The organism is Amycolatopsis sp. NPDC004378, assembly GCF_053602455.1.
Map to the genome: position 1 here is coordinate 28,340 of NZ_JBSGDR010000033.1, position 17,958 is coordinate 46,297.

Sequence of the window (17,958 nt, forward strand, 5' to 3'; positions counted from 1 at the left end):
CGCTCAGGAAGCGGCGCACCAGCCTCCGGCTGCCTCGCAGCAGCCACCGGTTGTCGCTCAGGAAGCGGCGCACCAGCCTCCGGCTGCCTCGCAGCAGCCACCGGTTGTCGCTCAGGAAGCGGCGCACCAGCCTCCGGCTGCCTCGCAGCAACCTCCGGCTGTCGCTCAGCAACCTTCGGCCCCGCCGCACCAATTCCCCGCGTCGCCGCGACAGCCGCCAGCTGCTGCGCAGCAGCCACCGGCTGTCGTGCAGCAAACTCCGGCCCCGGCGCAGCAGCCACCGGCCGTCGCGCACCAGGCCCCGGCGGCCCCCCAGCCGCCGCCAGCAGCCGCGCAGGAAGCGCAGGCCCCGGCGCACCAGCCAGCCCCGCACCAGCCCCCGGCCACCCCGCCGCAAGCACCGGCCACCCCGCAGAACCAGCCCCCACCGCAACCCCCGGCCGGAACCACCCCACCGGCGCGCCCCAAGCCGGTCTTCCCGGGCCCGGAATCGACCCCCCAACCGTTCCCGACCCGCCACGCGGCCCCGGCCCGCCCGGTCTTCCCCGGTCCGGGAACGATGCCCCCGGCACCACCGAACGCCGCCCGTCCGGTCTTCCCCGGCCGAGACACCCCTCTGCCGCAACCCTCGACCCGGCAAGAGCCCGCCACTCCGCCCAGGGGCAACCCGCGCGGGTGGTTCGACGAGTTCGACGACCCCGAGGCCCGGGAACCCGAAGAACCCCAGGACTTCGGCCCCACCGGGCAGCCGACCGAGATCCCTTACCGGTACAAGCGCTGACAGGCGGGCCTTCGGGTGCGAACCTAGGACCATGTCCAACGATCCGAACCCGGACCAGGGGTGGTACTACAACACCCGCACCCACGAGGTCGAGCACCTCGAACGCAGCCGCGGCATCGACCTGCTCGGGCCCTATCCCGACGAGGCCACCGCGCGGCGGGCGCTCGAGATCGCCCGTGAGCGGACCAAGAAGGCCGACGCCGCCGACGCCGCCTGGAACGACGACTAGACCGACAGTCCTGGGCCCAGCACGAACTCCGGGTCGACCTGGGACGCCAGGTCGGCGCCGGCCCAGGCGCGGGCGTTGCGCAGGTGGAACTCCACCGCCTGGCGCTGGTAGCGCGCCCAGTCGCGGCGCTCCGCGTCCACCGTCGACCGCATCAGTGCCAGCGTCTCCAGGTTGCGCGGCTCCAGCTCGGTGATCGGCCGGGTCGTGCCGCGCTCCGCCGCGCGCACGTGCCGCGAAGCCGACAGCCACCCCAGCAGCGCGTCGCCGACCTGGTCCTGCAGGAACTCGACGTCCTCGGCGTCGGTCACCTTGTTGCCCACCACCACGAGCCGCACGCCGAAGTCGCGTGCGTAGTCCGCGTACTGGCGGTACACGCCCACGCTCCGCACCGTCGGCTCGCACACCAGGAACGTCACGTCGAACCGCGTGAACAGCCCCGACGCGAACGCGTCCGCGCCCGCGGTCATGTCCATCACGACGTACTCGCCCTCGACGTCCACCATGTGGTTGAGCAGCAGCTCGGCCGCCCCCACCTTCGAGTGGTAGCACTTGACGCCCAGGTCGTCCTCGTCGAACTGGCCGGTGACGCCCAGCCGCACGCCGCCCAGCTGCCGGAAGCAGGCCGAGAACACCGGGTTGTCCTCGAAGGGCCGGACCAGCCGCGAGCCGCGGCCCGGTGGGGTCGTCTTGATCATCGACGCCGCGTCGGGGACGCGCGGGTTCTCGCCGCGCAGGTAGTCCTTGATCAGCGCCATGTTGTCGCCGAGCGTCGGCCAGGCGAGCGCTTTCTCCTCGGTCGCGCCGAGGGCCACCGCCAGGTGCTGGTTGATGTCGGCGTCGATGGCCAGCACCGGCAGGCCGGCATCGGCGAGGGACGCGACGAACAGCGACGAAAGCGTGGTCTTGCCGCTGCCGCCCTTGCCGACGAACGCGATCTTCACTTCTCGGGTTCCCTTCTGACAATGAAGACGGTTTTCATTATTGCCGAGAAACGTACACCCGACCGGCCCGCGCCCGATCGGGCGATCATCGGGCCCCGCGAGGGTTAGGGTTGGGGGGTGCCTCCCCTCGTGATCAGGACACACTCGGCGGGCGGGGACTTCGGCCCCCTGCGCGCCGAGTTTTCGCTGCCGGAGTCCTTCGGGCCCGAGGTGCTGGCCGAGGCGGAGGCGGCGGTCCTCGATCCGCTGGCCTCGCCCGAACCCCGCGAGGACGCGACGGACCTGCCGTTCGTCACCATCGACCCGCCCGGCTCCAAGGACCTGGACCAGGCGATGGTCGTCGAACGGACCGCGCACGGCTTCCGCGTGCACTACGCGATCGCCGACCTGGCCGCGTTCGTCCCGCCCGGCGGCGCGCTGGACCGCGAGTCGCGCCTGCGCGGGCAGACGCTCTACCTGCCCGACGGGAACGTCCCGCTGCACCCGCCCGTGCTGTCCGAGGGGGCGGCAAGCCTGCTGCCGGGGGAAATCCGGCCCGCGGTGCTGTGGACCATCGAGACCGACGACGCGGGCGAGCCCACCGCGACCCGGGTGCGCCGCGCGCTGGTGCGGTCGACCGAACAGTTCGACTACGAAACGGTGCAGGCGGCGCTCGACGCCGGTCACCCGCACCCGTCGGTGGCCGCGTTGCCGGAGCTGGGCCGGCGGCGGCGCGAACTGGCCGTCCGGCGCGGCGCCGTCGAACTGCAGCTGCCGGAGCAGGAGATCAGCGGCGACGCGGACGGCGGCTGGGTCCTCGCCCGCCGGCCGCGCACCGCCGTCGACGCCTGGAACGCCGAGATTTCGCTGCTCACCGGCATGGCGGCGGCGCGGATCATGCTCGACGCGCGCGTCGGCGTCCTGCGCACGCTGCCCGACCCGGAGCCCGAGGCCGTCGACTGGCTGCGCCGGTCGGCGGAGGCGCTGGGCATCACGTGGTCGCCCGGCGCGACCGTTTCGGAGTTCCTGTCCCGGCTGGACCCCGGGCAGCCGGCGTCGATGGCGCTCTACGCCGACACGACGCGGCTGCTGCGCGGCGCGGGCTACACGGCGTTCGACGGCGAACTGCCGGCGCTGACCACGCACGCCGGGATCGGCGGGTCGTACGCGCACGTCACGGCGCCGATCCGGCGGCTGGTCGACCGGTTCGCCACGGAGATCTGCCTCGCCGTTTCGGCCGGTCGCGAAGTCCCGGAGTGGGTGCGGGCGGCGCTCGCGGACGTCCCGGACCGCATGACGGCGTCGGACACGCTCGCCGCGAAGGTCGAACGCGCGTGCATCGACCAGGTCGAGGCGTGGGTGCTGGCCGAGCACATCGGCGGCGAGTTCAGCGCGGTCGTGCTGCGCGCGGACGAGAACAAGGCGGAGATCCTGGTCGAGGACCCGACGGTGATGGCGAAGTGCGCGGGGGAGCGGCTGACCGCGGGGGAGCGGATCGGGGTGCGGCTGACCGCGGTCGACGTCGAGAAGCGGAAGGTGTCGTTCGAACGCGCATGACCTTCGTCGACGATCTCGGGGAGCCGGTGCCGGTGCGCGGCCCGGCGTCGCGCGTGGTTTCGCTGGTGCCGTCGCTGACGGAAGCGGTCGAGGTCAGCGCGCCCGGCCGGCTCGCCGGCGCGACGGACTACTGCACGCACCCGTCCACTTTGGACGTCCCGCGGGTGGGTGGCTCGAAGTACCCGAAGCTGGACCGGGTGCTGGACCTGGCGCCGGACCTGGTGCTGGCCAACTCGGAGGAGAACCGCCCGGAGGACGTGGAACGCCTGCGCGCCAACGGAATCCCGGTGTGGGTGATGGCCGCGGCGGCTTCGGTGCCGGCGGCGCTGGGCTCGCTGCGGCGGATCCTGACACAGGCGTACGAGCTGGACGAGCCGGAGTGGCTGGTGACGGCGGAGGAAGTCTGGCGCGAGGTCCGGCCGGTGCGGTTCCACGCGGTCGTCCCGGTGTGGCGCAAGCCGTGGATCGTGCTGGGCCGCGACACGTTCGCGGGCGACGTCCTGCGCCGGGCCGGGGTGGCGAACGTCTACGCGGCTTCGGACGAGCGGTACCCGAGGCCGGACGTGGAGGAGCTGCGGGCGCACTTCGCGGCGGACGCGGACCTGCTGGTGCTACCGGACGAGCCGTACCTGTTCACCGAGGAGGACGGGCCGGACCACTTCCCGGACGCGCGGTACGTCCTGGTCTCGGGCCGGCACCTCACCTGGTACGGACCTTCGCTGGTCGACGCCCACGCCGCTTTGACGCAGGCACTGGCGCGGCTGTGAAGTCGAAGCCCCGCGCCACCGCGGCGCGGACGGCCTCGGCGACCTCGGCCGGCTGGACCGGTTCGCCCGGCGGGCACACCCAGTTGTCCGGTCGCGGCCGCCCGGTGTCGACGACCAGCGTGGCGCCAGGATGCCCGGCGAGCTCGACGGCGAAGGTCATGGTGGCGCCGATCGCCTGCGAATAGGTCGCCTTGGGGCGGACAGTCCAGCGGTAGTCCGTGCCGTCGACGGTGATGCGCCGTGCGCCCTTGCGCGCCAGGGTCATGCGATTCCCCCAAGCCACGCTTCGAGGTGCGCGAAGTGCTCGACGTAGCCGGCGGGCTTCGCGTGGCGCGGCGCCGCCCACGGGCTCAGCGGGCCGTCCACGTCGAGCAGGATCAGGGGTCTCACAACCCCTTACAGCGTCAAGCCGGTCAGGACCGTTACCCGCTCCTCCGTGAAGTCCGCCATCGCCGACGCCGGGCCCTCGCGGCCGACTCCGGAGTCCTTCACCCCGCCGTACGGCATCTGGTCCGCGCGGAAGCTCGGGACGTCGCCCACCAGGACGCCGCCCACGCGAAGGGACGCCGAGACCGAGAACGCCGTCGGAAGGTCGCGCGTGAACACGCCCGCCTGCAGGCCGAAGCGGGACGCGTTGATCCGCGCGACGCCCTCTTCGACCGAAGCGACCCGGACCAGCGAGACCACCGGTCCGAACACCTCCTCGGCCATCACCGAAGCGTCCTCGGGGACGTCCGCCAGCACCGTCGGCTCCACCGTGGCGCCCGAACGTCCGCCGCCGGTCAGCAGGCGGGCGCCGGCCGAGACCGCGTCCGCGACCCAGGAGGAGACCCGGGCAGCGGCGTCGGAGTTGATCAGCGGGCCCACGTCGACGCCGTCGGCGCGCGGGTCGCCCGTGCGCAGTGAGGCGACCTGCGCGAGCACCTTCTCGGCCAAGGCGTCGTAGACGTCGGTGTGCGCGTAGACCCGCTGCACCGAGATGCACGACTGCCCCGCCTGGTACATCGCGAACGTCGCGATCCGCTGCGCCGCGAAGTCGAGGTCCGGCCAATCCGGGCAGACGAGCACCGCGCCGTTACCGCCCAGCTCCAGCGCGACGTGCTTGCGCGGGACGCGGTCGCGGATCGCCCAGCCGACCGGGACCGAGCCGGTGAACGACACCACCGGCAGCCGCGGGTCCTCGACCAGCTGCGACGACGTCTCGTTGTCCACCGGCAGGATCGACCACGACCCGGCCGGCAGATCCGTCCCGGCCAGGATTTCGCCCAGCAGCAACGCGGTCAGCGGCGTCGCCGGTGCGGGCTTGAGCACGATCGGCGCGCCCACCGCGATCGCCGGGGCCACCTTGTGCGCCACCAGGTTCAGCGGGAAGTTGAACGGCGTGATGCCCAGCACCGGGCCGCGCGGCACGCGCCGCACCAGGGCGAGCCGGCCGGTGCCGCCCGGGTCGGTGTCGAGGCGCTGCAGCTCGCCCGAGAAGCGGCGCGCTTCTTCGGCCGCCCAGCGGAACGTCGAGACCGCGCGGCCGACCTCGCCGCGGGCCCACTTCAGCGGCTTGCCGGACTCGGCCGTGATCAGCTGGGCGATCTCTTCGGACCGCTCACCCAAGGCCCGGGACACGTGGTCCAACGCCCCCGCGCGGACGTGCGCGGGCAGCGTCGCGAACTCGTCCGCGACGTCGTGCGCGGCCTGGACCGCGGCTTCGACGTCCGACGCGGACGGCACGAAATGGGCCCCCGCGGAAGAGCCGTCATAGGAGTGGCGGACGACGGCCGTCGAGCCACCGGTCACCGGCTTTCCGGCGACCCAGAAGGGGAAAGTCATGCGCGAGCCTCCGTGCGGACAGCGTGCTCGAGGACCGCCAGGCCCTCGTCGAGCAGGTCGTTGGACAGGGACAGGGGCGGCAGCAGCCGGACGACGTTGCCGTAGGTGCCGCAGGTCAGCACGACCACGCCGGCGCGGTGGCAGGCCGCCGCGACGCGCTTGGTGAGGTCGGCGTCGGGATCGGTGGTCCCGGGCCTCACGAACTCGGCGGCCAGCATCGCGCCGCGGCCGCGGACGTCGCCGATCACGCCGGTCTCGTCGGCCAGGGCCCGCAGCCGCGGCAGCACGGCACCCTCGATGCGCTTCGCGGACTCAGCCAGATTCTCGGACTTCATCGTCTCGATCGAGCCGAGCGCGGCGGCGCAGGCGATCGGGTTGCCGCCGTACGTGCCACCGAGGCCACCCGGCCCGACCGCGTCCAGCAACTCCGCGCGGCCGGTGACCGCCGACAGCGGCAGGCCGCCCGCGATGCCCTTGGCCGTCGCGATCAGGTCCGGGACCACGTCTTCGTCGGTGGAGGCGAACCAGGAGCCGGTGCGGCAGAAGCCCGTCTGGACCTCGTCGGCGACGAACACGACGCCGTTTTCGCGGCACCAGGCCGCAATCGCGGGCAGGAAGCCGCGAGCGGGCTCGATGAAGCCGCCCTCGCCCTGGATCGGCTCCAGGACGACCGCCGCGACCTGGTCGCCGCCGATCTGCTTCTCGATCCGGTCGATGGCCAGCGCGGCCGCCTCGGGGCCGGACAGGCCGTCGCGGTACGGGTACGACCCCGGCACGCGGTAGACCTCGGGCGCGAACGGGCCGAAGCCGTGCTTGTAGGGCACCGACTTCGCGGTCATGCCCATGGTCAGGTTGGTGCGGCCGTGGTAGGCGTGGTCGAACACAACGACGGCCTGGCGCCCGGCCGCCACGCGCGCGATCTTCACGGCGTTCTCGACGGCCTCGGCCCCGGAGTTGAACAGCACCGACTTCTTCGCGTGGTCACCCGGCGTCAGCTCGGCCAGCGCCTCGCAGACCTCGACGTAGCCCTCGTACGGCGTGACCATGAAGCAGGTGTGAGTGAACCAGCAGGCCTGCTTGCGGACGCGGTCGACGAGCGCCGGCGCCGAGTGCCCGACGTTGGTCACCGCGATGCCGGAGCCGAAGTCGATCAGGACGTTGCCGTCGGCGTCGGTGAGCAGGCCGCCGCTGGCCGAGGTGACGTAGACGGGCAGCACCGAGCTGACCCCGGCCGCGACGGCGTTCGCGCGGCGCTCCTGCAGCTCGCGCGAGACGGGACCGGGGATTTCGGTGCGCAGCCTGCGCTGCCGGGGTGCCGGGGCCTGCGGCTCGGCGGTGGTGCTCGTGGTCACGGCGTGCTCCTGGGGGAAGTCGGTGGACGTCCTCAGGATGAGTCCGCGCGCGACCGCCGTCAGCTGGCCGTTCTGTACAAATCAGGGCGTAGAATGTGCCGTTATGGCACTCACGCTGGCCGGACTGGCCGCCGACCGCCCGCTCGGGCTGCGGGTGCTGACCGGCGAAGACGTCTTGGACCGCCCGATCGGCTGGGTGCACCCGACCGAGCTGACCGACCCGCGGGCCTTCCTCGAAGGCGGCGAGCTCCTGCTCACCACCGGGCTGGCCCTCGACGAGGACACGTCCCCGGCCTACGTCCGGCGGCTGGTCGACGCGGGAGCCGCCGGGCTCGGCTTCGGCGTCGGGCTGAGCCACGACTCCGTCCCGCGCTCGCTCGTGGCCACGGCGGCCGAGGTGGAGCTCCCGGTGCTGGAGGTGCCGCGCGAGACGCCGTTCATCGCGATCACCCGCGCGGTGTCGCGGGCGGTGGCGGCGGACGAGTACGCGACGACGGTCCGGATCGGCCGGGCCCAGCAGGAGCTGACCCGCACGGCGGTCGGCAAGGGTGGCCCGGCGGGGGTGCTGCGGAAGCTCGCGAAGCTCGTCGACGGCTGGGTGCTGCTTCTCGAGCGCACCACGGCCGTCGAAGCTGCTCCGGCGAGCGCACGCGCGTACGGCCCTTCTCTGCGCGAAGAACTGGAGCGGCTTCGCACCGGCACGCGGGTTGTCGTCCTCGACGGCGAAGAGGTCGTGCTCCAGACACTCGACACGAGCGCGCGCCGGGTGCTGGCCGTCGGGGCGTCGCTCGACACCGCGGGGCGGCACATCGTGAACACCGCGGTGTCGGTGCTTTCCCTGGCGCTGGAACAGGATCGCGCGCAGGCCGCGGCGCGGGAGGCGTTGCGCACGGGACTGCTGGAGCTGCTGGCCGGCGGTCAGGCCGAGCTGGCCCTGCGGGTGTTGGCGGCGACCGGGACCGAGCCGCCCGCGGCGCCGTGGTCGGTGCTGGTGTTCGCCGGCTCGCCCGCGGCCCGGCGCAAGCTGCTCGGCGCGCTGGAGAGCGAGCCGGTGTTCGCGGCGCGGTGGGGCTCGTCGGTGGTCGCGATCGGCGAGGCGGGACCCGTGACGGACGCGGCGGTCCGGATCGGCGCCCTGCACGGCGGCGTGGCCGGCCCGGTGTCCACAACGGACTTCGCGGCCGGCTTGGAGCAGGCGGAACTGGCGGCCGGAGTCGCGCTGGCGGAGGACAAGGTCCTGGTGTCGGCGGCCGAGCACACGGGCCGGGGCCTGCTGTCGCTGATCGAACCGGCGGTGGCGCAAGCGTTTGCGCGCGGCGTGCTGACACCGTTGCGCGAGCACGACGAGACGGGCCGGGGCGACCTCGTCGATTCCCTGCGCTGCTGGCTGGAACACCACGGCCACTGGGACATCGCCGCCGCCCGGCTCGGCGTGCACCGCCACACGCTGCGGAACCGGATCCGGAAGGCCGGGGAACTGCTCGGCCGGGATCTGGACGCGCCTGGGGTTCGGGCGGAGCTTTGGGTGGCTTTGCAGGCCTGAGCAACACCAGCGCCGGGTCGGACGTCCTCTTCTCGTGGTCTACAGACGCACGGCACTGGTGGCACTCGCGGTCGTCCTCCTCGCGGCGGGCGGGCTCGCGTTCCTGCCCTGGACGGCCAACCACTTCGGCTACGCGCTGCCGGGCGACCACGGGCTGCCGTACCGCATCCACCACGCCGGGCGGGACTACCGCAGCTACACCACCTGTGCTGGAGCCGGGTGGTGTCACGACGAGCCGTACTGCGTGACGTCGGCGAACCTCGACGCCACCCTCGCCCAGGTCGACGAAGTGGACACCTGGTTCGGGGCCGCGCACCCCGTGTTCGTCAGGAAGCCGGTCCCCGAAGGCGCGCCGATGATCGTCCTCGTGCAAGACGGGCCCGACTGCTACGTGGGCTACGCGATGATGGGCGGCCCTTAGTCCCCGGTCACCAGCACGATCGGCGAATCGCCGCACCGGCGCAATGACGGCCCCGGCTCCGCGCCCGCGGACCACCAGGCCGGGACGTCGGCCTCGCGCACCAGCGATCCCGTCGGCTGGCGGACGCTGTTCGACACGATCACCCGCCCCTGCGCGTTCAGCAGGGCCGCCCCGCGGCCCAGTGACCGCAGCCGCGGCCGTACTGCCCGCTCGAACTCGCGCACGTAGACGTCGGCGCCCACCACACCCGCGAAAGCTCCGCCCAGGAACACCGGGATCGTGAACGTCAGCGTGTACTCGTCCGTGCAGAGGTAGTCGACGTACGGGCCGTTGATGTGCCGCCGCCCGGTGTCGCGCGGGACCGTGAACCAGGACTGGCGCGTGTAGTCGAGGAAGTTCTCGCTGCCCGGGTCCAAGCTGATGAACAGCTGCGACGGCGGTTCGGAAGCCGAACGCGTCCACCACTCGAAGCCGAACTCGGAGTCCGCCAGCACGTTCGGTGCGCTGACGAAGCCCGCGCCGATGATCAGGCCGCCGAGGGCCTCGGTGACCTGCGGGCGGATCCGGTGCAGCGCCGCCGCGGACGGGGTGTCCGCCAGGACCGACTCGGCGGCCGCCAGCAGCGGCTTCAGCCGGTCGAAAACCCCTTCCACCAGCGCCGAAACCTGCTCGACGACCTCGTCGCCGGCCAGCGTGCGGGTGTCGTTCACGGTGCTCACCTCGATGCGCGGGTTGTGCGGAGTTTACGGGGCGAGCAGGCCGAGGTGCACGTCCGCGAGGCGGTCGAGCGCGCCCAGGATGTGTTCCTCCGTCAGCTTGCGGGCCAAGTCGCCGTCGGCGGCGTCGATCGCGGCGGTGATCGCCGCGTGCTCCTCGTGCGCGTGGGCCTCGGAACCGATCGGCAGCCACAGCAGCCCGCCCAGCTCGGCCTGCAGGTGGACCTCTTCGTGGGTGAGCCGCGGTGACTGCGCCGCGGCCGCGACCTCCAGGTGGAACTGCCGCTCCGCCCGCGTGAAGTCGATGCCCCGCGCGGTGCGGAGGTCGTCGGTCGCCAAGCCGAGCCGGGCGACGTCCTCGGGGGAGCTGCGTTCGGCGGCGAGCTTCGCGGCGGCCCCGGCGATCGCCAGGTAGTGGTCGCCGACGTCGCGCAGGTCCGACAGCGACACCTCGCTCAGCCGCGCGCGCCAGGCGTCCGACGGCGGGTTGGCCGGCGCGCGGACGAAGCTGCCGCCGCTGCGTCCTCGCCGCGTCTCGACGAGCCCCTGCTGCCGCAACGCCACCAGCGCTTCCCGGACCGTCACGGTCGAGACGCCGAACTGCGTGGCCAGGTCGGCTTCGCTCGGCAGCTGCTCCTGGTCGGCGAGCAGGCCGAGCGTGATGGCGTCGACCAGCCGGGCCGCCACCGCTTCCGCGCGGCCGACCTGGCCGAGCGGCGCGAACATGGCGGACCGCGCGCTGTGCGACATGCCCTTGCGCATCGTGACCCTTCGTCGTCGGGGCTACCCGTTCGCACCAATCTTGCCTGATCCACTTGTCCTATTACATATGGACTTATATGTTTTAGCCCCGCGAACCCGAGGGAGTCCACCGTGCAGGAGCTGAAGCACTACGTCGGCGGCGCGTACGTCGAGTCCAAGTCGGGCCGGACGGCGGAGATCACCGACCCGGTCACCGGGCGCCCGTACTGCACCGCGCCGGTCGCCGGGCCCGAGGACGTCGACAACGCGCTGCAGGTCGCCGCGACCGCGTTCGAGACCTGGCGGGCGACGACACCGGCCCAGCGCCAGCTCGCGCTGCTGAAGATCGCCGACGCCCTCGAAGCACGCGCGGAGGAGATCGTCCGGGTCGAGTCCGCGAACACCGGCAAGCCGGTCGCGCTGACCATGGCCGAAGAGATCCCGATGGTCCTCGACCAGGTCCGGTTCTTCGCCGGCGCCGCCCGCGTGCTGGAGGGCCGCTCGGCCGGCGAGTACATGGAGGGCCACACGTCCTTCGTCCGCCGTGAGCCGGTCGGGGTCTGCGCGCAGGTCACGCCGTGGAACTACCCGCTGCTCATGGCCATCTGGAAGATCGCGCCCGCGCTCGCGGCCGGCAACACGATCGTGCTCAAGCCGTCGGACACCACGCCGGCCTCGACGCTGCTGCTCGCCGAGATCGCCGGGGAGTTCCTGCCGCCGGGCGTGTTCAACGTCGTGTGCGGCGACCGGGACACCGGCCGCGCGCTGGTCGAGCACGACATCCCGGCCATGGTGTCGATCACCGGCTCGGTCCGCGCGGGCATCGAGGTCGCGAAGTCGGCGGCCACCGACGTCAAGCGCGTGCACCTGGAGCTGGGCGGCAAGGCGCCGGTCATCGTCTTCGCCGACGCCGACCTCGACGCCGCCGCGGAAGCCATCGCCGTCGCGGGCTACTTCAACGCCGGCCAGGACTGCACCGCCGCCACCCGCGTGCTGGTCGCCGACGAGGTGCACGACACCTTCGTCGCGGCCCTCGCCCGGCAGGCCGAGGCCACCAAGACCGGCAAGCCGGACGACGAAGACGTCGCGTACGGCCCGCTCAACAACGCGGCCCAGCTGGCGAAGGTGTCCGGGTTCATCGACCGGCTGCCGGGGCACGCGACCGTCCACTGTGGAGGACACCGCGCGGGCGACGAGGGCTACTTCTTCGAGGCCACGGTCGTCTCCGGCGTCCGCCAGGACGACGAGATCAGCCAGAACGAGATCTTCGGCCCGGTCATCACCGTGCAGCGGTTCTCCGACGAGGCCGAAGCGCTGAAGGCCGCGAACGCCGTCCAGTACGGCCTCGCGTCGTCGATCTGGACCCGCGACCACCAGCGCGCGATGCGCGTCTCGGCGAAGCTCGACTTCGGCTGCGTCTGGATCAACACCCACATCCCGCTGGTGGCCGAGATGCCGCACGGCGGGTTCAAGAAGTCGGGCTACGGCAAGGACCTCTCGCTGTACGGCCTCGAGGACTACACCCGGATCAAGCACGTGATGAGCGCACTGTGAGGCTGGCGATGCCCAACCAAGCACCCACCGAGACGCGCGAGGACCCCGCGCCGTCGAACGAGACCGCGCGGCCCGCGATCCGGCTTTCCGGGCTGCGCAAGCACTTCGGCGACGTCCACGCGGTCGACGGCGTCGACCTCGACATCCCGCCCGGCGAGTTCTTCTCGATGCTCGGCCCGTCCGGCTCCGGCAAGACGACCGTGCTGCGCCTGATCGCCGGGTTCGAGCTGCCCACCGCGGGCTCGATCGAGCTCGAGGGGCGGGACGTCACGCACCTGGCGCCGTTCGAGCGGGACGTCAACACGGTCTTCCAGGACTACGCCCTGTTCCCGCACATGACGGTGCAGCAGAACGTCGAATACGGCCTGAAGGTCAAGCGCGTCCCGAAGCAGCAACGCCGGGAGCGGGCGCTCGAAGCGCTCAAGACCGTGCGGCTGGAAGACTACGGCGCGCGCAAGCCCGCGCAGCTGTCCGGCGGCCAGCGCCAGCGCGTGGCGCTCGCCCGGGCGCTGGTGAACCGGCCCAAGGTGCTGCTGCTCGACGAGCCGCTCGGCGCGCTCGACCTCAAGCTGCGGCAGGCGATGCAGCTGGAGCTCAAGCAGATCCAGCGCGACGTCGGCATCACGTTCGTCTTCGTCACCCACGACCAGGACGAGGCGCTCACCATGAGCGACCGGATCGCCGTCTTCAACGACGGCAAGATCGAACAGGTCGGGACGCCCGAAGAGGTCTACGAACGGCCGGCCAGCGCGTTCGTCGCCGGGTTCGTCGGGACGTCCAACCTGCTCGGCGGCCGCGGTGCCGAGTCCGTGATCGGCCGGCCGGGGCTGTTCAGCATCCGCCCGGAGAAGATCCGCATCGACGACGCCCTGTCCGAACCCGCGGCGCCGGGGGACACCAGCGCGACCGGCACGGTCACCGACGTCGTCTACGCGGGCGCGACCGTGCGCTACTCGGTCGCCCTGGACGCCGGTGGCCAGCTCTCGGTCGTCCAGCAGAACACCGAGGGCGCCTTCGCCGCCGGGAGAGTCCGGCTCACTTGGCGCAACGAGCACAGCTTCCAGGTCCAGTAGCACCGCGAAAGGGATGCCATGAAGAACAGGAAGACGCGGCTTGCCGGGCTCCTCGGCGCCAGCCTGCTGTTGGCTGCATGTGGCACGTCGGGTTCGAACTCCGCCGCGCCGCCGGGCGCGCAGGGGTTCACCCCGCCGAAGCTCGAAGCGCTGAAGGCGCTCGGCCAGCCGGAGGGCGCGCTGAACGTGCTGGCCTGGCCCGGCTATGCGGAGAACGGCTCCAACGACCCGAAGGTCAACTGGGTGACGCCGTTCGAGCAGCAGACCGGCTGCAAGGTAAACGTCAAGCCGTTCGGCACGTCCGACGAAGCCGTCACGCTCATGAAGACCGGGCAGTACGACGTCGTCTCCGCGTCGGGTGACGCGTCGCTGCGGCTGGTCGCCTCCGGGGACGCCGAGCCGGTGAACACCGCGCTCGTCCCGAACTACAACGACGTCCAGCCGTTCCTCAAGAACAAGTCCTGGAACAGCGTCGGCAACGTGGCCTACGGCATCCCGCACGGATGGGGCGCGAACCTGCTGACCTGGCGCACCGACAAGGTGACCCCGGCGCCGGACTCGTGGTCGGTGATGTTCGACGCGAACTCGCCCTACAAGGGCAAGGTGATCGCCTACGACTCGCCGATCTACATCGCCGACGCCGCGCTCTACCTGATGGCGCACCAGCCGGACCTGGGCATCAAGAACCCGTACGCCCTCGACGACAAGCAGTTCACCGCCGCGGTGAACCTGCTCAAGCAGCAGCGGCCGCTGGTGTCCGAGTACTGGTCGGACTACCTGAAGGAGTCCCAGGCGCTGAAGAACGCCGACGCCGTCGTCGGCACCGCCTGGCAGGTCACGGTCAACCTGACCAAGGGCGAGGGCGCGCCGCTCGAGGCGTCCGTGCCGAGCGAAGGCGCTACCGGGTGGTCGGACACCTGGATGGTCGCCGCGAAGTCGCCGCACAAGACGTGCGCCTACAAGTGGCTCGACTACATCATCAGCCCGAAGGTGAACGCCCAGGTCGCCGAATACTTCGGCGAGGCGCCGGCGAACACCAAGGCGTGCGCGGAGATGACCGACAAGACGCTCTGCGACACCTACCACGCCAACGACTCCGCCTACGCGTCGAAGATCGCGTACTGGACCACGCCGATCCAGCAGTGCCTCGACGGCCGCACGGACGTCAAGTGCAAGGACTACGGCGAGTGGACCAAGGCGTGGACCGAGATCAAGGGCTGACATGACCGCCGTATCGGCCTTCTTCTACAGGAAGCCCAGGCTGCGCTTGGGCTTCCTGCTCTCGGCCCCGCTGCTCTGGCTCGGCCTGGCCTACCTGGGCGCGCTCGCCGCGTTGTTCGTGACGGCGTTCTGGCACACCGACGCGTTCACCGGCCAGGTCGCCATCGAGTGGTCGCTGGACAACTTCAAGACGTTGTTCAGCGACGCGGTCTACCGCACGATCACCTTCCGCACGGTCGGGATCGCCGCGCTGGTCACGGTGATCGACGCGGTCATCGCGTTCCCGATGGCCTACGCGATGGCCAAGCTCGCGTCGCCGCGCGCGCAGCGGATCCTGGTGATCGCGGTGATGACGCCGCTCTGGGCGAGTTACCTGGTCAAGGCGTACGCCTGGCGCTCGATGCTGTCGGGCAACGGCGCGCTGAGCTGGATCTCACCCGGGTACGGCGTCACGGCCACCATCATCACGCTGTCCTACCTGTGGCTGCCGTACATGATCCTGCCGATCTACGCGGGCCTCGACCGGCTGCCGGACTCCCTTGTGGACGCTTCGGGCGACCTCGGCGCCCGCTCGCCGCGGACGTTCCGCTCGGTGATCCTGCCGCTGACGTTCCCGGCGATCGTGGCCGGCTCGATCTTCACGTTCTCGTTGTCGCTGGGCGACTACATCGCCGTGAAGATCGTCGGCGGCACGTCGCAGATGCTCGGCAACGTCGTCTACGACAACATCGGCGCCGCCAACAACCTGCCCTTCGCGGCGACGGTGGCGACCGTGCCGGTCGTGATCATGCTCGTCTACTTGGCCGCGGTGCGCCGCACCGGCGCGCTGGACAACCTCTAGGAGTCGCGGTGCGGACGTCCCGGGCGCTGCTGTGGACCGCGCTGGGCCTCGGCCTGGCGGTGATCTACTTCCCGCTGGTGGTGGTGCTGCTCAACTCCTTCAACGCGGACACGACGTTCGGCTTCCCGCCGTCGAGCTTCACGCTGGAGTGGTGGGGCCGCGCGGCGTCGAACGAGGGGGCGCTGCACGCCCTGTGGACGAGCGTCGAGGCCGGTCTGGCGGCGACGGCGATCGCGCTGGTGCTCGGCACGATGGCCGCGTTCGCGTTGCAGCGCTACCGGTTCTTCGGCCGGAACCCGGTGTCGCTGCTGATCATCCTGCCGATCGCGTTGCCGGGCATCGTCACCGGCATCGCGCTGAACAACGCCTTCCGCACGATCCTCGGCATCGACCTCGGCCTGCTGACGGCGATCATCGCGCACGCGACGTTCTGCATCGTGGTGGTGTTCAACAACGTCGTCGCGCGGCTGCGGCGGATGGGCGGCAACCTCGAGGAAGCGTCGATGGACCTCGGCGCGACCGGCTTCACGACGTTCCGGCTGGTGACGTTCCCGATGCTGCGCTCGGCGCTGCTGGCGGGCGGGCTCCTGGCGTTCGCGCTGTCGTTCGACGAGATCATCGTGACGACGTTCACCCTCGGCACCGGCATGGAGACGCTGCCGATCTGGATCTACGACAACCTGTTCCGGCCCAACCAGGCCCCGATCGTCAACGTCGTCGCGGCGGTGCTGATCGTGGTGTCGACGGTGCCGGTGTACCTGGCGCAACGGCTTTCGGGCGACACGGCTTCAGGCGGACGTCTCTGACTTCCGGCCCCGGACCGTCCAGAACTCGGGGCCGAAGAAGCCGAACCCGGGATCGGCCAGCCGCGCCCGGGTGTGGTCGACGTCGGCGTCGGTCACGCCGAGGGCGCGAGCGGGCTCCCGGATCCGTTCGAACGTCAAGCTCATCGCGAGCGAGCCGACGCTGCCGCCGAACTCGTAGGTCCGGTAGGCCTCGGCGTGGATCTCGGTGAGGCCGCGGTGGACCAGCATCCCGGCGAGCTTCGGGCCGAGCGCGGGATCGCCGCCCGCGCTCGCCGACGCCGCCGGGTAGGCGTCGGCGACGCGGGTGAACGCGGCGTCGTCGCCGTCCGGCCGGGTGGTGCCGAAGTTGATGTCGCCGACGACCACCCAGCCACCCGGGCGCGCGGCGCGCACCAGCCGGTCGAGGACCTCTTCGCGCTCCGGCAGGTGGGTCAGCACGAGCCGCGCGTGGACGAGGTCGAACGCCCGGTCCGGCAACGGGTCGCTCCGCAGGTCGAGCCGGCGCACGCCGAGGTTCTCCCGCTCTTCCAGCAGACTCGGGTCGAGGTCGACGGCCAGCACGGCGCCACCCGTCCCGACCCGGCCGGCGAGCCACCGGCTGATCGACCCGGCGCCCGCGCCCGCGTCGAGGCAGCGCCAGCCCGCCGTGACGCCGGTGGCCTCGAGCCCGCGGATCGTCGGCGCGTCGTGGTACTCCTGCAGCAACGCCAGCCGCCGCCGCTCGGTTTCGCGGTCCGGCGCCTGGGCGAGGATGTAGTCGCTCATGGCGCCAGTGTCCTCAGCACGGGCCGCCGGGCCGGGCCCGAACGGGCGAACTTCAGTGCACCGAACGGATCGTGCCGCCGTCGACGCGGATCGTCGCGCCGCTCACGTACGCCGCCGCCGGGCTCACGAGGTAGCCGACCGCGGCCGCGATCTCCTCGGGACGCCCGAAGCGCCCGACGTCGTTCGGCACGAAGTCGCGCGCCGCGTTGCGCTCGATGTCAGCCCATGCGTCGCCCCAGCCGTGTGCGGGTGCGATTTCCGTGAGCAGGTCCCGCACCGAGTCCACCAGGATCGCGCCCGGCGAGACCACGTTCGACGTCACGCCCGTCCCGGCGAGGTCCCGGGCGAGCGACACCGCGAGGTTGTGCCGCGCGGCGAGCGTCGCGGTGTAGTGCGGCTGCAGCGCCATCGGCTGGATCGCCAGCCCGCCGCCGATCTGGACCACGCGGCCCCAGCCGCGCTCGCGCATGCCCGGCACGAACCGGTGGATCATCCGGACCGCCGAGACGACGTTCGCCTCGTAGGCCGCCGTCCAGTCCTCCGGCGTCGCGTCGGACCACGACAGGTGGTCGTACGAGCCGGCGTTGTTGACCAGGATGTCGACGTTCCCGGCCGCGGCGGCCGCCGCGGCCGCGCCCTCGTCGGTCGACAGGTCGCCGATGGCCACCCCGGCCGCGCCGATCTCGGCCGCGACCTTTCCGGCGCGGGTCGCGTCCCGGCCGTGGACGACCACGGCCGCGCCCTCCGCGGCCAGCAGCCGCGCGATCGCCGCGCCGAGACCCGCGCTGGAGCCGGTGACGAGGGCGCGCCGGCCGGTGATTCCGAGGTCCACGAGACCCCTCCGATC

At 72.0% G+C, this 17,958-nt stretch carries 20 protein-coding genes; 10 read left to right on the forward strand and 10 right to left on the reverse strand.

From position 1 onward, the window contains the following. A partial coding sequence (locus ACWEN0_RS45905; protein WP_451987762.1) for a hypothetical protein occupies positions 1 to 373 on the reverse strand: 373 nt, incomplete at its 3' end. A 439-nt stretch (positions 374 to 812) separates the two neighbouring features. Here ACWEN0_RS45905 and ACWEN0_RS45910 point away from each other — a divergent pair. Then, complete coding sequence (locus tag ACWEN0_RS45910; RefSeq protein WP_451987764.1) at positions 813 to 1,010, forward strand: hypothetical protein; 198 nt, start codon at positions 813 to 815, stop codon at positions 1,008 to 1,010. On the opposite strand, the gene ACWEN0_RS45915 is transcribed toward ACWEN0_RS45910, so the two are convergent. Continuing rightward, positions 1,007 to 1,951: an ATP-binding protein gene (locus ACWEN0_RS45915; protein WP_451987766.1), complete on the reverse strand. Its 945-nt coding sequence runs from the start codon at positions 1,949 to 1,951 to the stop codon at positions 1,007 to 1,009. The two genes, ACWEN0_RS45910 and ACWEN0_RS45915, sit on opposite strands and share 4 nt — an antisense overlap. Positions 1,952 to 2,080: 129 nt before the next feature. On the opposite strand from ACWEN0_RS45915, the gene ACWEN0_RS45920 reads away from it, so the two are divergent. Then, positions 2,081 to 3,487 (forward strand): RNB domain-containing ribonuclease, encoded by a 1,407-nt coding sequence (locus ACWEN0_RS45920; protein ID WP_451987842.1) that lies wholly within the window; start codon positions 2,081 to 2,083, stop codon positions 3,485 to 3,487. Further along, positions 3,484 to 4,254, forward strand: a complete 771-nt coding sequence (locus tag ACWEN0_RS45925; protein WP_451987768.1) for a helical backbone metal receptor — start codon at positions 3,484 to 3,486, stop codon at positions 4,252 to 4,254. Before ACWEN0_RS45920 ends, ACWEN0_RS45925 begins: the two co-directional genes overlap by 4 nt. Here the strand turns inward: ACWEN0_RS45925 and ACWEN0_RS45930 are convergent. Genes ACWEN0_RS45930 through gabT form a run of 4 tightly spaced genes read right to left on the reverse strand, consistent with a single transcriptional unit; the run spans position 4,187 to position 7,430 of the window. Beyond that, a complete protein-coding gene (locus ACWEN0_RS45930; protein ID WP_451987770.1) occupies positions 4,187 to 4,519 on the reverse strand; it encodes a hypothetical protein in 333 nt (110 codons plus the stop codon). The genes ACWEN0_RS45925 and ACWEN0_RS45930 overlap by 68 nt on opposite strands. Further along, entirely contained in the window at positions 4,516 to 4,644 is a 129-nt protein-coding gene (locus ACWEN0_RS45935) for a hypothetical protein (protein ID WP_451987772.1), read from the reverse strand. The genes ACWEN0_RS45930 and ACWEN0_RS45935 overlap by 4 nt, the downstream gene beginning before the upstream one ends. A gap of 6 nt (positions 4,645 to 4,650) precedes the next feature. After that, a complete protein-coding gene (locus ACWEN0_RS45940) occupies positions 4,651 to 6,078 on the reverse strand; it encodes an aldehyde dehydrogenase family protein (protein WP_451987774.1) in 1,428 nt (475 codons plus the stop codon). Continuing rightward, positions 6,075 to 7,430, reverse strand: a complete 1,356-nt coding sequence (gene gabT, locus ACWEN0_RS45945) for a 4-aminobutyrate--2-oxoglutarate transaminase (protein WP_451987776.1) — start codon at positions 7,428 to 7,430, stop codon at positions 6,075 to 6,077. Before gabT ends, ACWEN0_RS45940 begins: the two co-directional genes overlap by 4 nt. Before the next feature lie 103 nt (positions 7,431 to 7,533). Here gabT and ACWEN0_RS45950 point away from each other — a divergent pair, with 103 nt between their 5' ends. Further along, positions 7,534 to 8,973, forward strand: a complete 1,440-nt coding sequence (locus tag ACWEN0_RS45950) for a PucR family transcriptional regulator (RefSeq protein WP_451987778.1) — start codon at positions 7,534 to 7,536, stop codon at positions 8,971 to 8,973. A gap of 34 nt (positions 8,974 to 9,007) precedes the next feature. Further along, entirely contained in the window at positions 9,008 to 9,394 is a 387-nt protein-coding gene (locus ACWEN0_RS45955; protein WP_451987780.1) for a hypothetical protein, read from the forward strand. Here ACWEN0_RS45955 and ACWEN0_RS45960 read toward each other — a convergent pair. Further along, positions 9,391 to 10,104, reverse strand: a complete 714-nt coding sequence (locus ACWEN0_RS45960; protein ID WP_451987782.1) for a hypothetical protein — start codon at positions 10,102 to 10,104, stop codon at positions 9,391 to 9,393. The genes ACWEN0_RS45955 and ACWEN0_RS45960 overlap by 4 nt on opposite strands. Before the next feature lie 33 nt (positions 10,105 to 10,137). Then, positions 10,138 to 10,872, reverse strand: coding sequence for a FadR/GntR family transcriptional regulator (locus ACWEN0_RS45965; RefSeq protein WP_451987784.1), 735 nt, complete (start codon positions 10,870 to 10,872; stop codon positions 10,138 to 10,140). A 111-nt stretch (positions 10,873 to 10,983) separates the two neighbouring features. On the opposite strand from ACWEN0_RS45965, the gene ACWEN0_RS45970 reads away from it, so the two are divergent. From ACWEN0_RS45970 to ACWEN0_RS45990, 5 genes are read left to right on the forward strand one after another with little or no spacing between them, the layout of a single operon-like run. Further along, entirely contained in the window at positions 10,984 to 12,405 is a 1,422-nt protein-coding gene (locus ACWEN0_RS45970; protein WP_451987786.1) for a gamma-aminobutyraldehyde dehydrogenase, read from the forward strand. Positions 12,406 to 12,413: 8 nt separating this feature from the next. Continuing rightward, positions 12,414 to 13,478 (forward strand): ABC transporter ATP-binding protein, encoded by a 1,065-nt coding sequence (locus ACWEN0_RS45975; protein WP_451987788.1) that lies wholly within the window; start codon positions 12,414 to 12,416, stop codon positions 13,476 to 13,478. A gap of 18 nt (positions 13,479 to 13,496) precedes the next feature. After that, positions 13,497 to 14,699 carry an ABC transporter substrate-binding protein gene (locus ACWEN0_RS45980; protein ID WP_451987790.1) on the forward strand — a complete coding sequence of 401 codons (1,203 nt, stop codon included), beginning with the start codon at positions 13,497 to 13,499 and terminating at the stop codon, positions 14,697 to 14,699. A gap of 1 nt (position 14,700) precedes the next feature. Continuing rightward, a complete protein-coding gene (locus ACWEN0_RS45985; protein WP_451987792.1) occupies positions 14,701 to 15,540 on the forward strand; it encodes an ABC transporter permease in 840 nt (279 codons plus the stop codon). Positions 15,541 to 15,548: 8 nt separating this feature from the next. Beyond that, on the forward strand, positions 15,549 to 16,346 hold the full coding sequence (locus ACWEN0_RS45990; RefSeq protein ID WP_451987794.1) for an ABC transporter permease: 798 nt from the start codon (positions 15,549 to 15,551) through the stop codon (positions 16,344 to 16,346). Here the strand turns inward: ACWEN0_RS45990 and ACWEN0_RS45995 are convergent. After that, the gene (locus ACWEN0_RS45995) at positions 16,329 to 17,111 is read right to left on the reverse strand and encodes a class I SAM-dependent methyltransferase (RefSeq protein ID WP_451987796.1); all 783 of its coding nucleotides are present in this window, start codon (positions 17,109 to 17,111) and stop codon (positions 16,329 to 16,331) included. The genes ACWEN0_RS45990 and ACWEN0_RS45995 overlap by 18 nt on opposite strands. Before the next feature lie 52 nt (positions 17,112 to 17,163). Next, positions 17,164 to 17,943: an SDR family NAD(P)-dependent oxidoreductase gene (locus tag ACWEN0_RS46000; protein ID WP_451987798.1), complete on the reverse strand. Its 780-nt coding sequence runs from the start codon at positions 17,941 to 17,943 to the stop codon at positions 17,164 to 17,166. Positions 17,944 to 17,958 lie beyond the last annotated feature (15 nt).

Excerpts from the sequence above, each read along its gene's own strand:
- ACWEN0_RS45925 (WP_451987768.1), top strand. The coding sequence starts at position 3,484 with ATGACCTTCGTCGACGATCTCGGGGAGCCGGTGCCGGTGCGCGGCCCG.
- ACWEN0_RS45965 (WP_451987784.1), bottom strand. The coding sequence starts at position 10,872 with ATGCGCAAGGGCATGTCGCACAGCGCGCGGTCCGCCATGTTCGCGCCG.
- ACWEN0_RS45980 (WP_451987790.1), top strand. The coding sequence starts at position 13,497 with ATGAAGAACAGGAAGACGCGGCTTGCCGGGCTCCTCGGCGCCAGCCTG.
- ACWEN0_RS45940 (WP_451987774.1), bottom strand. The coding sequence starts at position 6,078 with ATGACTTTCCCCTTCTGGGTCGCCGGAAAGCCGGTGACCGGTGGCTCG.
- ACWEN0_RS45985 (WP_451987792.1), top strand. The coding sequence starts at position 14,701 with ATGACCGCCGTATCGGCCTTCTTCTACAGGAAGCCCAGGCTGCGCTTG.
- ACWEN0_RS45910 (WP_451987764.1), top strand. The coding sequence starts at position 813 with ATGTCCAACGATCCGAACCCGGACCAGGGGTGGTACTACAACACCCGC.
- ACWEN0_RS45930 (WP_451987770.1), bottom strand. The coding sequence starts at position 4,519 with ATGACCCTGGCGCGCAAGGGCGCACGGCGCATCACCGTCGACGGCACG.
- ACWEN0_RS45995 (WP_451987796.1), bottom strand. The coding sequence starts at position 17,111 with ATGAGCGACTACATCCTCGCCCAGGCGCCGGACCGCGAAACCGAGCGG.
- ACWEN0_RS45950 (WP_451987778.1), top strand. The coding sequence starts at position 7,534 with ATGGCACTCACGCTGGCCGGACTGGCCGCCGACCGCCCGCTCGGGCTG.
- ACWEN0_RS45975 (WP_451987788.1), top strand. The coding sequence starts at position 12,414 with ATGCCCAACCAAGCACCCACCGAGACGCGCGAGGACCCCGCGCCGTCG.